The organism is Shewanella goraebulensis, assembly GCF_030252245.1.
Lineage (GTDB): Bacteria > Pseudomonadota > Gammaproteobacteria > Enterobacterales > Shewanellaceae > Shewanella > Shewanella goraebulensis.
The window spans coordinates 2,818,467-2,834,104 of the sequence record NZ_CP126972.1 but is presented as its reverse complement, the minus strand read 5'-3'; the positions used below and the strand labels follow the sequence as shown (position 1 = coordinate 2,834,104).

At 41.1% G+C, this 15,638-nt stretch carries 11 protein-coding genes; 10 read left to right on the top strand and 1 reads right to left on the bottom strand.

Annotated elements, in window-relative coordinates:
* Positions 1-129: 129 nt before the first annotated feature.
* Positions 130-840, bottom strand: coding sequence for a dipeptidase PepE (gene pepE, locus QPX86_RS11930; RefSeq protein ID WP_285162828.1), 711 nt, complete (start codon positions 838-840; stop codon positions 130-132).
* A gap of 403 nt (positions 841-1,243) precedes the next feature.
* On the opposite strand from pepE, the gene htpX reads away from it, so the two are divergent.
* The 10 genes from htpX to QPX86_RS11880 all read left to right on the top strand — a co-directional run bounded on the left by htpX (position 1,244) and on the right by QPX86_RS11880 (position 15,605).
* On the top strand, positions 1,244-2,107 hold the full coding sequence (gene htpX, locus QPX86_RS11925) for a protease HtpX (protein ID WP_220754530.1): 864 nt from the start codon (positions 1,244-1,246) through the stop codon (positions 2,105-2,107).
* 294 nt (positions 2,108-2,401) lie between these two features.
* Positions 2,402-2,737, top strand: a complete 336-nt coding sequence (gene cctA, locus QPX86_RS11920) for a tetraheme c-type cytochrome CctA (RefSeq protein ID WP_102529272.1) — start codon at positions 2,402-2,404, stop codon at positions 2,735-2,737.
* A 366-nt stretch (positions 2,738-3,103) separates the two neighbouring features.
* Positions 3,104-6,052: a nitrate reductase gene (locus tag QPX86_RS11915; protein WP_285162821.1), complete on the top strand. Its 2,949-nt coding sequence runs from the start codon at positions 3,104-3,106 to the stop codon at positions 6,050-6,052.
* On the top strand, positions 6,052-6,963 hold the full coding sequence (gene cobA, locus QPX86_RS11910) for a uroporphyrinogen-III C-methyltransferase (RefSeq protein ID WP_285162818.1): 912 nt from the start codon (positions 6,052-6,054) through the stop codon (positions 6,961-6,963). The genes QPX86_RS11915 and cobA overlap by 1 nt, the downstream gene beginning before the upstream one ends.
* Complete coding sequence (locus QPX86_RS11905) at positions 6,956-8,146, top strand: glycosyl transferase (protein WP_285162816.1); 1,191 nt, start codon at positions 6,956-6,958, stop codon at positions 8,144-8,146. The genes cobA and QPX86_RS11905 overlap by 8 nt, the downstream gene beginning before the upstream one ends.
* Before the next feature lie 70 nt (positions 8,147-8,216).
* Positions 8,217-8,846: an ANTAR domain-containing response regulator gene (locus QPX86_RS11900; protein WP_220754526.1), complete on the top strand. Its 630-nt coding sequence runs from the start codon at positions 8,217-8,219 to the stop codon at positions 8,844-8,846.
* A gap of 321 nt (positions 8,847-9,167) precedes the next feature.
* The gene (gene nirB, locus QPX86_RS11895) at positions 9,168-11,822 is read left to right on the top strand and encodes a nitrite reductase large subunit NirB (RefSeq protein WP_285162814.1); all 2,655 of its coding nucleotides are present in this window, start codon (positions 9,168-9,170) and stop codon (positions 11,820-11,822) included.
* The gene (nirD, locus tag QPX86_RS11890) at positions 11,819-12,145 is read left to right on the top strand and encodes a nitrite reductase small subunit NirD (RefSeq protein ID WP_285162812.1); all 327 of its coding nucleotides are present in this window, start codon (positions 11,819-11,821) and stop codon (positions 12,143-12,145) included. Before nirB ends, nirD begins: the two co-directional genes overlap by 4 nt.
* Before the next feature lie 11 nt (positions 12,146-12,156).
* Entirely contained in the window at positions 12,157-13,623 is a 1,467-nt protein-coding gene (locus QPX86_RS11885) for a NarK family nitrate/nitrite MFS transporter (RefSeq protein WP_285162810.1), read from the top strand.
* Positions 13,624-13,691: 68 nt separating this feature from the next.
* Positions 13,692-15,605 carry a bifunctional protein-serine/threonine kinase/phosphatase gene (locus tag QPX86_RS11880; protein WP_285162808.1) on the top strand — a complete coding sequence of 638 codons (1,914 nt, stop codon included), beginning with the start codon at positions 13,692-13,694 and terminating at the stop codon, positions 15,603-15,605.
* Positions 15,606-15,638: the final 33 nt, after the last annotated feature.

Sequence of the window (15,638 nt, the reverse complement as noted above, 5' to 3'; positions counted from 1 at the left end):
ATCAACTGGTAATAGTTCAAAAAAGCCTTAAATTCTATTTGAATTTAAGGCTTTTTTATTGTCGCTAGGTTTTTACCGCCTAAGTTAAAACGAAGAAGCTTATTTGATATAGCTTAAGCGTTAACTTGTTTAATCTAAGTAGCTACTCAAGTCACTGCCGACAGGGATAACGACTTCTTGCTGCTTGCCATGGAATAAATAGGCTTCTTTATCGCCGACCAAGGTTAAAGTATCACCACGTCGCCAAAGTGCTGTACCTTCCTGAATACCAATCACTGGCGTAATAGGGTCAACTAAGGTGAACTCAAGTAATCGTTGTGCTCGAGTTTCGCCATTATGACCAGGTGCTTGATAGTTGGTGTAGTGCGGGTTTAGTTGAAATGGAAGCAGTTTAAGGCCCGTAAAGGATGCAGGTTCAACAATTGGCATATCGTTTGTGGTACGAATACTTAAACCTGTGATGTTAGAACCTGCGCTCCAACCAATATAGGGCTTACCATTAGTGACTTGTTCATTGATTAAATGGATTAGGTCGTAGCGATAAAGTTCGTTTAATAGCTGGAAAGTATTACCACCGCCAACTAAAATTCCATCTGCGTCTTTTATGGCTTGTTTCGGGTCACTGTATTGATGAATGCTACTGACTTCAATATTCAGTGGTGACAAACCTTCGGTGACCATTGCAAGGTATTTATCATAGTCAACACTCACGCCTGCGTAGGGAATAAACACCCATTTTTTAGCATGGGTTGTCAGTGGTTTGATGTAATCAATGGCATGGGCTAAATAAGCGGTATTGCCTTCACGAGAACTGCTTAACATCAATGCATTCATAGCCATGTAAATATCCTTAACTGGTTAATTATTAACTTCTTATTCTGGTATACACCGATATTAACAAAGATTAATCGCTTTCCATAACTTAACTAATGACTTGGGCGTAAATGAGTGTAAATTTTAAGTTTAGATTAATGCAAGCTACCTAGACTCTGCGACAAACAAGCGACACATTCAGGTTAGGTAAGGCTTGCTGTGATATTTTTTTCAAAGTAGTCGACATTTTATGTCTATTTTTGACATTCGACCCTTGAAAAACAATTTTTAGGACATATTATGTCGTTAAGTGTTCATCGATTGTTTGATTAAGACAGACGAAAAAAATGTAAACAGTACCGCGATTAACGCGAACTGATGGGTTCAATATTTAAGTTTAAAGCGGCATCTGTGCCAGATAGGAGTTGTAATGTTACGTATTATGTTATTGATTGGAACTAACTTAGCGATTTTGCTAGTAGCTTCAATTGTTATGTCTCTACTTGGAGTGAGCACTTCAAGCATGAGCGGGTTATTAATTTTTGCTGCAATGTTTGGTTTTGGTGGTGCATTCATCAGTTTAGCGATTTCTAAGTGGATGGCTAAAAAGACCATGGGTTGTGAGGTTATTACATCACCACGTGATAACACTGAACGTTGGTTGGTTGACACCGTTGCTCGTCAAGCAGAGCAAGCTGGTATCAAAATGCCAGAAGTGGCGATTTACCAATCACCAGAAATGAATGCTTTTGCCACTGGCCCAAGCAAAGACAATGCATTGGTCGCGGTAAGTTCTGGTCTACTTTATGGTATGACTCAAGACGAAATAGAAGGCGTGCTAGCGCACGAAGTTAGCCACGTTGCCAATGGCGATATGGTGACACTGACCCTAATTCAAGGCGTGGTAAACACCTTCGTTATCTTTGCTGCCCGTGTTGTAGCAGGTATCGTGAACAACGTAGTAGCTAACAACAGTGAAGACGGTGAAGGCCTAGGTATGTTTGCTTATATGGCGGTTGTTTTCGTCATGGACATGTTATTTGGTATTTTAGCGTCAATGATTGTGGCTTACTTCTCACGTATTCGTGAATTTAAAGCTGATGAAGGTGCTGCGAAACTAGCCGGAAAGCACAAAATGATTGCTGCATTAGAGCGCTTAAAAACGGGCCCTGAAGCAGGCGCAATGCCAGCACAAATGTCAGCACTAGGTATTAATGGTAAAGGTTCAATGGCTGAATTCTTAATGAGCCATCCACCTCTTGATAAGCGTATTAGCGCTCTTAAGAACAGCTAATATCTTAATATGATTAACAAAAGGAGCCTTGTGGCTCCTTTTTTATTGCTTTCTTTTTACTCTTGAACGAGTAGAATAACCTCGACTTTAATATTGCGGATACAAAGAGTGACGCATATTAGGGGGTTGGTGCAGTTGTTAGTTGTTAGTTATTAGTGGTTACTTTTGCTGTTGCTAAAATAACCAGTGTTAGCTAAGTTTATAACTGAGCCATAAATGTCGTGCTGATAACCGATATCGAAGAAAGCCACTTGATGAGAGCTTTCTCGAATATCACAAATGGAGGGTATTATAGTGAGCAATAAAATTCTTGTAGCATTGTTTGCAGCAGCTCTTGCTGTACTAACTTTGTCATCAAATGCTTTTGCCGCAGATGAAAATCTTGCTGATTTCCACGCTGAGATGGGTGGTTGTGAAAGCTGTCACGCTGACGGCGAGCCTTCAGCAGATGGTGAGTATGAGTTCGAACAGTGTCAAAGCTGTCACGGAACACTTGCTGAAATGGACGATAATCACGCACCGCATGATGGAATGCTAATGTGTGCAGATTGTCACGCACCACATGACATGAATGTTGGCGATGTACCAACATGTGATAGCTGTCATGATGATGGGCGTTCTGCTCAGTAGTTTCGATAACTTGATTGCTATTTTTCATCGATGCTGATTATGAGTACGATGCAAAAAAGTTTAAAAAAGCGCCGTTGATGTTGGCGCTTTTTTTATGGCTTTAAATACAGTTTGTCGTCAAACTTTAATTTGAAGTTCAAAATATTCTCAAAATTACTCTCTTTTTGTACCTCTAAAGAGGTATTTATAATCGTTTGTTTTCAATGGTTTGCGCAAACTTGGTGCGAAATGGTGCACTTATGTTGCACAGTTCTTAGTGCTTCTCTTTTACTTTTTTGTTAAATCCTCGTTAAATCATCACCTTAGTAATTGGCACAACTTTTGCGATGTTATTGACATAAAATTTTGTCAGTAAAGGGAAGTTGCATGTCTAATATCCAATCTAGTTGTGCTTATTGTGGAGTTGGCTGTGGCGTTACTATCTCACCGAAATCAAACTCTTTAAACTCAAGTTCGCTAAATGCTGGTTCTCAAAAATCAACTGCATTTAATGCAAATTTTGAGTTGATTGGCGATCAAGCCCATCCAGCCAATAAAGGTCAGCTTTGTGCAAAAGGCGAACGACTCATCGAGAGTCTGGTTCGGCCTAATACTTTGCGCTACCCCAAATTAAAATCAGGCAAACCAGTTTCTTGGGATGCAGCGCTGAATACAGTGGCAGAGACTTTTAAGCAAACAATTGCAGAACATGGGCCAGATTCAGTAGCCTTTTACCTTTCAGGCCAATTGCTGACTGAAGACTACTATGTTGCAAATAAACTGGCCAAAGGCTTTATTGGTACTGCCAATGTAGATACAAATTCGCGTTTATGTATGTCTTCGGCGGTTAGTGGACATATGCGCGCCTTCGGCGAAGATGTGGTGCCAGGTTGTTATGAAGATTTTGAACTTGCCGATGTGATTGTATTAGTCGGTGCCAATAGCGCTTGGACTCACCCAGTGCTATTCCAGCGTATGATAAAAACCCGTGAACAGCGTGGCACAAAAATCGTTGTGATTGATCCTGCTAAAACCGCGACTTCAAGTCAGGCAGATTTACATTTACAAATTGCCCCAGGTACTGACAGTTTACTATTTAATGGTTTGCTGCAGTTTATTGTCGATAATGATGCTGCTGATACCGATTACATTGCGGCGCATACTCAAGATATTGAAGCTGTGCTGACTGAACTGTCACACGATAAGCAACAATTTGAAGTGGATAATCTAGCCACTTCATTGGGGTTATCAACCAGTGAGTTGCTGCATTTTTACCAATTATTCATTGGAAATGAAAAAGTAATGACAGCCAGTTGTCAGGGGGTAAATCAGTCGGTTTTAGGAACTGATACCACCAATGCGATGATCAATTGCCATTTAGCATTAGCACATATCGGTAAGCCTGGTAGCGGCTTCTTTTCTCTCACAGGACAACCCAATGCAATGGGGGGCCGCGAAGTCGGTGGTTTAGCTACGCAGCTTGCTTGTCATATGGGCTTTACTGATGCTGAACGTCAATTGCTTGCTGACTTTTGGCATACCGATGATAAGAGCGGTGTTATTGCTAAAGAAAAAGGTTTAACCGCTGTTGAGCTTTTTGATGCCATGGCTGAAGGAAAAATTAAAGCGGTATGGATTATGGGAACTAACCCGTTAGTGTCGCTACCTAATACTGCTAAAATTCAGCAGGCATTCGATGCTTGTCCTTTTGTAGTGGTATCTGATATTACTCAAGATGCAGCAACGGCCAAACAAGCGGATATTTTGTTGCCTGCATTAGGTTGGTCAGAAAAGTGCGGCACTGTGACCAATAGTGAAAGAGTCATTACTCGCCAGCGTGGTTTTATCCCAACAAAAGGTGAGGCTAAAGCTGATTGGTGGGCACTTGCTGAAGTTGCTAAATTAATGGGCTTTGAAAATGAATTTGATTTTAAAAATAGCGCTGCAGTATTTAAGGAATTTGCACAATTATCAAAAGCCGTAAAAAGCCGTTTTCCTGAAAAACAATTCGACTTAACTGGCATGAGTGATTTAACGAATGAGCAATATGATGGTTTAAAGCCGACTCAATGGCCTGTGGCAGATACCTCACAACTAGGTCAATCGAATCAAAGAGTTTATCAAAATGGCTTATTCTCAACCCCAAGCCAAAAAGCGCAATTTATAACCACTGCACATTCAACAGCAGTTAGTATGGCCACTGAAGTTGTTAATCAGCATCAAATTAAATTAAACAGTGGTCGCAGCCGCGATCAATGGCACACCATGACACGTACTGGTCATATTGCCAGTCTTCGCGCCAGTATTCCTGAGCCATTCATTGCAATGCACCCGTTAAAAATCAAGCAACTTGATTTACAAAATGGTGACTTGGTCAGTTTTGAAACTGAAGTTGATGATGCCGAAACTGTTAGTAGAAAAGTTGCTGCTGCCAGAGTTGTTTCTGATGAGAATCAAGCTCCAGATATTGCGTTTATGCCAATGCATTGGTCGTCGCAATTTTCAGTTGGCGATGGGGTTAATCAGGCTTTAAACAGCGATGTTGACCCAGTATCAAAGCAACCTGCTTTTAAGTGTCAAACCGTTAGCATTTCAAAAGTTTATGCCGCACTGCAAGGGGTTATTTTTGGTGAGCATGACCCTGAATTTAATGGAACTTGCTGGAACGTGCAGCAGTCATTATCACAAGGCGAGTGTTTTCACATTGCTTTTAGTGATGCAGAGCAAGGTTTTGGGTTCCAATCGACGCTTTATTCTCTTAAATGGACCATCAGTTTATTCAGTAAGCAACTTATTCATGTGCAATGCAATATTCATAAAGGTCTGCTGGTATCGCTAAAATTGTTAAGCGAACAACAGGTTGAAGTGGCGCTTGAACCTATGCACTTGCTTATTGGAAAAGAAGTCGATACTGCCTTAATGCAGCAATTGCATCAGTTAATCAAAGCAGGTAACAGCCCACTTATTTGTGCATGTACAGGCGTTACGGAAGCTAAAATTCAAGATGCTATGCTGCAAAAACTCGACAACACCGTATTTAATAAACGCAGCGCAACAGACAATATTTCAATTAACCAAGCTGACTTTAATGCAGCACTTAGTGAAACTCAGGCAGAACTTGGATGCGGAAAACAATGCGGCAGTTGTTATAGTGAAGTCGTCCAATGTGCCAATGATATTTGGTTAGTTGGGCTTGAAGATATGGCTATTGAAACCAAAAATTCTGAAAATGAAACGAAAACGCCAGCGGTAGCCACTCAAAACACTGAAGTAAAAGCAAAACCAGAAAACACCAAGAAAAGTCCGACAAAATCTACACAAGAGGAGGTGGCGTGATGAGCCATTCATTTAATAAGTTAGTTAACTTTAATCAGGCCATAACCTCTTTAAACCAAGCGGATGAAAATCAATTAGGCGCAGGTGAAGTTGAAATTGTTGGAGCAGGTTGTGGACAACTGGATTTGATGACGATTAAAGCAGCGCGCATTGTTTCTCAAGCCGAAGCGCTGGTGTATGACAGCCTAGTCAGTAGCGATATTCTTTCTCTAGTGTCACCAGAGTGTCAACGCCATTTTGTTGGTAAACGTTGCGGTCAACCTAGCTATAAACAAGATGATATTAATGCTTTGCTGGCAAAGCTTGCGCTACAAGGGTTAAAGGTTGTGCGTTTAAAAGGTGGCGACCCACATATTTTTGGCCGCGGAGCTGAAGAGTCTATTTACCTTGCTAAAAAAGGGGTAGTGAGTCGATTTACTCCCGGAGTAACAGCAGCATTGGGCTGTGCATCTACCACAGGTATTCCTTTAACGTATCGTGGCACCGCGCGTTCAGTCACCTTAGTAACAGGTACACGGTTTATTAGTGAAGGTAATCATCAAGCGCCAACTCAATGGAAAGCCTTGCTTGCTGCAGAATCAACCTTAGTTTTTTATATGGGCAAAGAACAAGCCACGGCAATTTCAGCAGGTTTACTGGCGGTGGATGCACCTGCTCAACTTCCTGTGGCATTTGTAACCAACGGTGGTAGACCGAATCAGTTAGTGACGTTCGCTAATGTGAGCAACATGGCTGACAAAGCACAAACCATTAAAGATAGTGGTCCGACACTGATTATTATTGGGGAAGTTGTTGCCGTTGGCCAAGAGTTAACAGCGCTACTTGAAGATATTGACACTCACTCTGCTGATGCCAATTTAGCGAACAACAATTTGGCTGATTACCATCTAGACGAGGTCGTAAATGGTTGAACAACATGATGAAGCCATGCTGACAGCCGAAGACTTTGATACCCGAAAATTAGTTAAAACCTTGGGGAAAGGGATTAAAGGCAGTCGCAGCTTAAATTTTGCAGAGGCGTCACATTTAATCACAGCTTTTGCTAAAGGTGATGTCACTAATAGCCAAATGGCAGCAGCAATGATGTTGATGCGTGTTCGTGGTGAATCCATTGAAGAATTGGCGGGCGTCGCTGCAGGGCTAAAAAAGTTAGTCCCAACTCAATGGCAATCAATTAAAGCTGATATCGACTGGCCAGTTTACGCGGGTAAGCGCGAGCAATTACCATGGTTATTATTAGCCGCTAAAACACTCGCGAAAAATGGCAAAACCATTATCTTACATGGTGATAGTCAATCCTTGCCTCATCGTCGACATGTTGAAGCTTTTATTTCTGCGCTAGATATTCCACGCTGTTTTACCGCAGAACAAGCGAAATCCAACTTAGCGTCTTCTGGGGTTATCTACGTTAATTCTGCTGATATTGTTCCTGTACTTAATGATTGTCGCTGCTTACACCAAGAATTGGGGCTTCGAAGTTTAATTCAAATGTCAGTTCGTTGTATTAATCCAACTAATGCTGCATTTAGTTTACGCAGCTATTTTCATCCCGGTTTAGATAAGCAGCACCAACAAGTAGCAATGTTGCTGGCTGCACAACAAGTACCTAATGGAACTGAAAAACCTGCCAATATTGCCATTTTTAAAGGTTTGCAGGGTGAAACAGAGATTAACCCGAGAGTGACCACTCAGTTAAGCTTGCTGCGTTTTAGTGCTAACGGTACTCAGTTTACTTCTAAAACTGAGCAGTTGGACATGCCCACACAGCTTGAGGCTTTTGTTGGTGCAAAAGTAGGGCAGTCTGATTTGCCTGCATACTTACTTGCACAGTTGTGGCGCGGTGTTGATATTAACGAAACCGAACTGACAGATTTACAGTTGCAGCAAGCCATTAGCAGTATTATTGCAACAATGGCCTTAGTGTACGCCTTGTTATCACCTTCGTTAACCATTGAAAAGGCAATTGAAAGAGCCAATAAAGACTGGCTTCTTCGCAATAATAGCGCCTCTTTTAAAGATGACTTAAGCCAAACTGGTGAGACGTTTATGAACTCTTATCAAGCGGATGCTAATGTTTGTGAGCAGCGCCCATGAAGTTATTGATTTCAGGAGTTTTAGCGAATTTAATATCGTGTTTTTTAACCATAACGTTCGGAGCTAATTCATGGTTAATTTAGTTTATCGTGACCCTTCGTTTAAAAATGAAGATTTGTTTGTTGATTGTATGTCTGAACTGAGTTCTGTTGAGCCTTGTGTCGAGATGAGCTCACTAAGTCAGTTAGAACGCCAAGCCATGAAAGGTAATGGTTTGTGCTTGGTGTTTTTTACTGAAGCGCTACAACCGATGCAACAAGTTTTTATTGAGCGATTACTAGCAAGTACTGCATTGCCAATAATCGTTAATGCTTACGCTTGGGACGAGAGTCATCTTGAGAACCTATTAAAGTGTGGTCGAGTCACTTTTGTGCCAGAGAAAATGACTCCTAAGCGATTAAATTCATTAGTCGGCTTAGCAAAAATTCGCTTTAACAGTGCGTCTAATATGCTTGAAAAGGTCAAGCTACTTGATGCCAAATGTACAGGTTTAAAACTCATGTCTAAGGCCAAGTCAATGCTACAAAGACAAGGTATTTCTGAATCACAAGCTCATGAATTAATTCAAAAACAGGCGATGGATAGAAGTATTAGTCTTGCTGATATGGCGCAGCAGATCATTTCTGCCGCGCAACAACTTGAGGCAAAGAAGATGCATCAGTTTGGTGCAACTGCTCCTGCGGTGAACAAGGAAGCCTAAGCGTATATATTTCACATGACTTTAAGTATTTAATTATCAGTGAGTTACATTATTTATCGGGTTGGCATAGTCGATGCAATATGTAAATACATGTAGTGAGACATTTATCCAAGATTAAAGGCTAGCGATTTTTTGATGAATATGAGGGTTTTACTTAAGGCAATGGCGTCTTAGTCACACTCATAAAGATTTGTTAGTCAGTGAAAGTTTTTTCAGTTTATATTTTAAAAATTTGAATCATAGGCAATGGCGCCATCTCTGTTAATCCAGAGATTGGCGCCTTTTTGTTTTTTAGTATTCAAAAAAATAAAGGAGCCTACGATGGCTAATTCAACAGGAACGTCGAATTCAACGAAAGTAACGAGTGCAAAACCAAAGCTTGTTGTGATCGGAAATGGCATGGTCGGGCACCATTTTATTGAACAGTTATGTAGTCAAGGCTTACAAAATCAATTCGATGTTGAAGTCTTTGGTGAAGAGCCTCGTCCAGCATATGACCGTGTGCAGTTATCCAAGTACTTTGAAACAGGCAGCGCTGATGAGCTGATGTTAACAAGTGCGCAGGATTACCAAGATTGGGGCGTAAAACTTCATCTAGATACGCGCATTACGGCAGTAGATACAGAAAATAAAACCATTACTACCGAAGATGGCATCACTGGCGCATATGATCGTTTAGTGTTGGCAACGGGATCATATCCTTTTGTACCGCCAATTAATGGCAATGACCGCGAGCGTTGCGTGGTTTATCGCACCATTGAAGATTTACAGGATATTGAAGCTGCCGCTAGCCAGTCTAAGGTCGGTGTGGTTGTTGGTGGCGGGCTATTAGGCTTAGAAGCGGCAAATGCACTAATGGCATTAGGGGTAACAACCCATGTGGTTGAGTTTGCACCGCAGTTAATGCCTGTTCAGTTAAATGATAAAGCCGGTGATTTACTGAAAAGTAAAATTAATGACTTGGGTGTTTCGGTTCATACTTCAAAAGCGACTACGGCTATTATTGATGGTGAGTCGGCTATGCATCGTATGACATTTAACGATGACACCTTCCTTGAAACTGACATGATTGTGTTTTCAGCAGGTATTCGCCCGCAAGATGCGTTGGCTCGTTCAAGTGGGTTGGCAATGGGTGAGCGAGGTGGCATCACTATTGATGATAATTGTTTGACTTCAGCGGCAGATGTTTATGCCATAGGTGAATGTGCCTTATGGCAAAACCGCATCTTTGGCTTAGTTGCACCAGGTTATCAAATGGCGCGTGTTGCAGTGTCGCACATTGCTGCAAGTGCTGATGGTGCAACTTCATCTTCTACGTTTACAGGTGCGGACATGAGCACCAAGCTTAAATTACTGGGTGTAGATGTTGCTGCAATAGGTGAAAGTCGTGGCTTTGAAAATGCACAGTTTGTTGAACTTTCAGATAACCAATCTGGAATTTATAAAAAACTCTGGCTAGATGAAACCGGTAAGTTCCTAAAAGGCGCGGTGTTAGTCGGTGATAATAGTGACTATAACCGACTATTAGACTGTTATTTATCGCAAGATGAAATTGAAGGCAATGCGGTTGAGTTGCTAATGACTGGCGATGAGTCAGCCGTTGAGCTAAAAGACACCTCTATTATTTGTTCGTGTCATCAGGTAACGAAAGCCGATATCGTCAATTCAGTGAAGGAAGGTAACCATACCATCGCTGAAATTAAGTCATGTACCCGCGCTGCATCAGGTTGTGGCGGATGTTCAGCACTAGTTAAACAGGTGATGGATCAGGCGCTTACTGCAGAAGGAGTTGAATGTAACACAGGTATTTGTGAGCATTTCGAGCATGACAGACAGTCGCTTTATCATTTATGCCAGGTCGAGAATATTACTGACTTTGACACTTTGATTACTAAGCATGGTAAAAAATCACCCACAGGACAACACAGCACGTTTGGTTGTGATCTTTGTAAACCTGCTGCAGCATCAATTTTTGCTTCGCTACAGAATAAATATGTATTGAACCAAGAAAGTAGTCACGTGCAACTTCAAGATACTAATGATGCCTACTTAGGTAACTTACAAAAAGACGGGACATATTCAGTTGTACCACGTATTGCGGGCGGCGAAATAACGCCAGATGGCTTAATCGCAATTGGCGCAGTGGCCAAAGAGTTCGATTTGTACACCAAAATTACCGGTGGTCAACGTATTGATATGTTTGGCGCCAAATTATCTGAGCTACCGATTATTTGGCACAAGCTTATTGATGCAGGGTTTGAGACTGGTCATGCATACGGTAAATCACTACGTACTGTTAAATCTTGCGTCGGTAGCACTTGGTGTCGTTATGGTGTTCAAGATTCAGTCGGCACCGCGATTGATTTAGAGAATCGTTACAAAGGTCTGCGTAGCCCTCATAAAATTAAGTTTGCTGTTTCTGGTTGTACCCGCGAATGTGCAGAAGCACAAAGTAAAGATATCGGTGTGATTGCAACGGATAAAGGTTGGAATTTGTATGTTGCTGGTAACGGAGGGATGCGTCCACGTCATGGTGATTTATTTGCCACTGATTTAGATACTGAAACCTTAGTGAAATACATTGATAGAGTTTTAATGTTCTATATTAAAACTGCAGATAAATTACAACGCACCTCTGTTTGGATGGAATCGTTAGAGGGCGGCCTTGAGTACCTGCAATCCGTGGTGATTGAAGACAGTTTAGGCATTGCTGCCGAGTTAGATACGCAAATGAATAATGTGGTCGATACTTATCAGTGCGAATGGAAAACCAGTTTAGATAACCCCGAGTTTTTAGCGCGCTTTAATGAGTTTGTTAATCCAGATGCGATGCCAGAAGGTGAGACACATTTATACGAGCGCGTTCGTGAGCAACGTTTCCCATTAAGTCCTGAATCTTCAGGTGCTGGAAATATAGCGATTAAAGACATCACCAGTGAACAAAACGAGCAAGCTGTAGCGGAGGAATTAGTATGAGTTGGGTAAATGTATGTAATGAGTCAACTTTACCTCAAGGAACAGGTGTTGCTGCTTGGGTTGCTGGTAAAGCGGTTGCGATATTTGATCTTGGTAAGCACGGATTATTTGCTATTGATAATGTTGACCCTGCGACTGGCGTTAGCTTATTAGCTAGAGGATTAATTTGCGATATGGAAGGGGTGCTCTGTGTTGCATCACCGCTATATAAGCAACATTACAGCCTTGAGACTGGCGTGTGTATTGAAAATGAAGCATTAGTTGCTTCTCCCTATGAGATTAAAAAGGAAGCTGGCCAAGTTCTTATCTTGGCTAAGTCATAAGGACGTGAAGAATGAGTTCTGAAAAATTTAACTTACTGTCGTTTTCGGGAAAGATGAAAACACTGCATTTAAGCTGGATTGCATTTTTTATTACTTTTGTCGTTTGGTTTAATGCTGCGCCGTTATTGAGCGTAATCGCGGATAGTCTAGGATTGACTAAATCGCAGATTAAAACCTTATTGATATTAAATGTCGCACTAACGATTCCTGCGCGAATTATTATCGGCATGGTGACGGATAAATATGGACCTCGTTTAACTTATTCAGTGTTAATGGGTGTGTGTTCGATACCGTGTTTTATGTTCGCTGTCGCAGACTCATTTGAACAACTCGCATTAGCGCGTTTTTTAATTGGTTTCATTGGCGCAGGCTTTGTTATTGGTATTCGTATTGTTAGTGAATGGTTCCCTGCAAAAGAGCTTGGCACTGCTGAAGGCATTTACGGCGGTTGGGGTAATTTCGGTTCAGCAGCTGCTGCATTTACCTTACCAGCCATTGCAATATTTTTTGGTGGTGAAGATGGCTGGCGTTATGCCATTGGTCTAACAGGATTAATGAGTTTAGCGTTCGCATTTGTGTATTACTTTAATGTCACTGATACGCCAAAAGGTTCGACTTATTTTAAACCTAAAAAAGCAGGCGGATTAGAAGTCACTAGTAAAGGCGATTTTGCTTTACTGATTTTCATGAAGATCCCGATGTACGCAACCTTAGCACTACTTGCTTGGAAGTTATCACCTGCAGGCGTTGCTATGCTTGATGAGCAAACTACAAACATTATTTATGCAGGTTTAGTCGGTATCTTCTTTGTCGACCTTTATCAAACATATCAAGTGAATAAAGATATTTTTGTCAAAGAAGTACCTGAGTTTGAACGCTATCCTTTTAAGCAAGTTGCGGTGTTGAATGTATTGTACTTTACGACATTTGGTTCTGAATTAGCTGTTGTCTCCATGTTGCCATTATTTTTTGCTGAAACCTTTGGGTTAGGCATGGCGCAGGCGGGGATGGTGGCATCGAGTTATGCGTTTATGAACTTGATGTCTCGCCCTGGTGGCGGTTGGTTAAGTGATAAATTTGGCCGTAAAAATACCTTATTAATTCTTACAGCAGGTTTAGCGGTTGGTTACTTTGCTGTTGGGCAAATTGATGGTTCTTGGTCTTTGCCATTAGCAGTTGTTGTGGTTATGGCATGTTCTTTCTTTGTTCAAGGTGGAGAAGGTGCTGTATTTGCTGCTGTACCACTCATTAAGCGCCGCTTAACGGGCCAAATTGCAGGTATGACAGGGGCTTATGGTAATGTTGGCGCGGTATTTTTCTTAACCGTTTATTCAATGGTACCGACCTCTGTGTTCTTTTATGTTATTGCTGTCAGTGCGGTACTCGGTTTTATTACTTTATTCTTTATGACTGAGCCTAAAGGCCATATGGCTGAAGTGAATGAAAAGGGTGAAGTGACACTGATTAGTGTTAATTAATCTTCTCTATCAATCACTAACACCGTTTTGTATTAACTTTACGGTGTTAGTTTTTTTATAGGATTGTGATGCAATCAAACCATAATACTAAATTGAACACTGCAGGTTTGAATAATGCAGAGAGTGAGAACACCTTAACTCAAGCAGTTGCTCATGTTGATACTCATATCGAGGCTCATATGGACAGTCACTTGAGTAAGAGCAAAGCTGTTTTAGTGGATGCTGCAAACCCAAAAGCTGAGCAATTACCGATTTCTGGAGTATTAGAAGTATTTGCAGGACAAGTGTCTGATAAAGGGCGCAAACCAGATAATGAAGATGCAATTGGCATCAAAATACCTACGGGTTTGATGTTAACCACAAAAGGGATTGTGAGTGTCATCAGCGATGGAGTGAGTGCAGCTGAAGGTGGTGCTAAAGCATCAGCCATAAGCGTGTCTAACTTTATCGCTGATTACTATTCAACGCCTGAATCATGGAGTGTTTTGACCTCTAGTACTCGTGTTTTAACTGCGCTTAATCGCTGGTTGTATGGTTTAGGTCAAGACTATCGCGATGCACGGAAAGGCTATGTATGTACTTTTAGTGCGTTAGTGTTTAAGTCGTGTTCGGCGCATATGCTGCATGTGGGTGATTCGCGAATATATCGCTTTAGACAAGGTCAACTGGTCAAATTAAGTCGCGATCACAGCACATCAGTGAATGATTTTACCAGTTATCTTACTCGCGCATTGGGAATGGATGTCAATCTAGAGGTTGATTACAAACAGTTTAATATTGAAGTTGGTGACCTTTATTTAATGACCACAGATGGTATCCATGATGTGGTTACCGATCATGAACTGGCTAAAAGTTTATCGAATTTTCAACAATCTAATCCAACTTTATCGGATAATTCCTGTGAGATATTTTGTCAAAAGCTGCTTGATAAAGCCTTTGAATTGGAGAGCAAGGATAACTTAAGCGCCCAGCTTATCGGAGTAAAACAGCTACCCACTCAAGCCATTGACGATGTTTATCGTAAACTTTCTAGCCGTCCTTTTCCGCCGCCAATGGCAGTAGGGATGAAACTGGATGACTATGAAGTCACTAAAGTGCTGCATCAAAGTCAACGCAGCCAAGTGTATATCGTAAAAAATAAGCTCGGTGAAGAACGTTGTATGAAAACACCGTCAGTAAATTACATTGATGATGCAGCTTATATTGAACGTTTTATGCTTGAAAGTTGGATAGGTCATAGAATTAATAATCAGCATGTGGTGAAAGTCGTTGATCATCATGTTAATAAGTCGGCACTTTATTATTTGACTGAATATCTAGAAGGCTTAAGTTTGGCTGATTGGATGGAACAACATCAGCGAGGGCCTGTTGAGGATGTATTACTGTTACTAAAGCAAGTAGAGACTGGTATTCGGGCTTTTCATCGTAAAGAAACACTTCATCAAGATTTAAAGCCAGATAATATTTATCTCACTCGAGATGGGGTGGTCAAAATTATTGACTTTGGTGCTTGCCATATTAAAGGCATTGCTGAAATTAATACGCCGCTTAAACGAGACAAGATACTGGGTACTGCGGATTACACATCACCTGAAGTTATTCTAGGTTATCAGTCCGATGGCAGAGCTGACTTATTCTCTTTTGCCGTTATAGCTTATGAAATGCTTGCTGGTGAACAGCCTTTTAAAGGACAACTAGCCAAATGCCATAGCAGAAATGACTTTTTAAAGCTTACTTATATCCCCGTTTATGCAACTAATCCCATGGTGCCCGAATGGATGGATAAAGCATTACAAAAAGCGTTATCTTTTGAGCCTTCATTACGCTTTGCTGATACCAATGAGTTTATTCACGCATTAACTACACCCAGCCAAACTGATTCCAAAACCTTCATTCCTTTTATTCAAAGAAATCCAATTAAATTTTGGCAAAGCCTAAGTGCAGCTCTACTATTTTGTTGCATATATTTGTTATTAAGTTAAGCCTTAAGCGACACCAATAAAGTCTAAAAATTC

What these genes read in the sequence shown, in the direction of transcription:
- QPX86_RS11900 (WP_220754526.1), top strand. Translation starts at nt 8,217, where the DNA reads ATGGTTAATTTAGTTTATCGTGACCCTTCGTTTAAAAATGAAGATTTG.
- QPX86_RS11885 (WP_285162810.1), top strand. Translation starts at nt 12,157, where the DNA reads ATGAGTTCTGAAAAATTTAACTTACTGTCGTTTTCGGGAAAGATGAAA.
- QPX86_RS11880 (WP_285162808.1), top strand. Translation starts at nt 13,692, where the DNA reads ATGCAATCAAACCATAATACTAAATTGAACACTGCAGGTTTGAATAAT.
- nirD (WP_285162812.1), top strand. Translation starts at nt 11,819, where the DNA reads ATGAGTTGGGTAAATGTATGTAATGAGTCAACTTTACCTCAAGGAACA.
- pepE (WP_285162828.1), bottom strand. Translation starts at nt 840, where the DNA reads ATGGCTATGAATGCATTGATGTTAAGCAGTTCTCGTGAAGGCAATACC.
- htpX (WP_220754530.1), top strand. Translation starts at nt 1,244, where the DNA reads ATGTTACGTATTATGTTATTGATTGGAACTAACTTAGCGATTTTGCTA.
- QPX86_RS11915 (WP_285162821.1), top strand. Translation starts at nt 3,104, where the DNA reads ATGTCTAATATCCAATCTAGTTGTGCTTATTGTGGAGTTGGCTGTGGC.
- cobA (WP_285162818.1), top strand. Translation starts at nt 6,052, where the DNA reads ATGAGCCATTCATTTAATAAGTTAGTTAACTTTAATCAGGCCATAACC.
- QPX86_RS11905 (WP_285162816.1), top strand. Translation starts at nt 6,956, where the DNA reads ATGGTTGAACAACATGATGAAGCCATGCTGACAGCCGAAGACTTTGAT.
- nirB (WP_285162814.1), top strand. Translation starts at nt 9,168, where the DNA reads ATGGCTAATTCAACAGGAACGTCGAATTCAACGAAAGTAACGAGTGCA.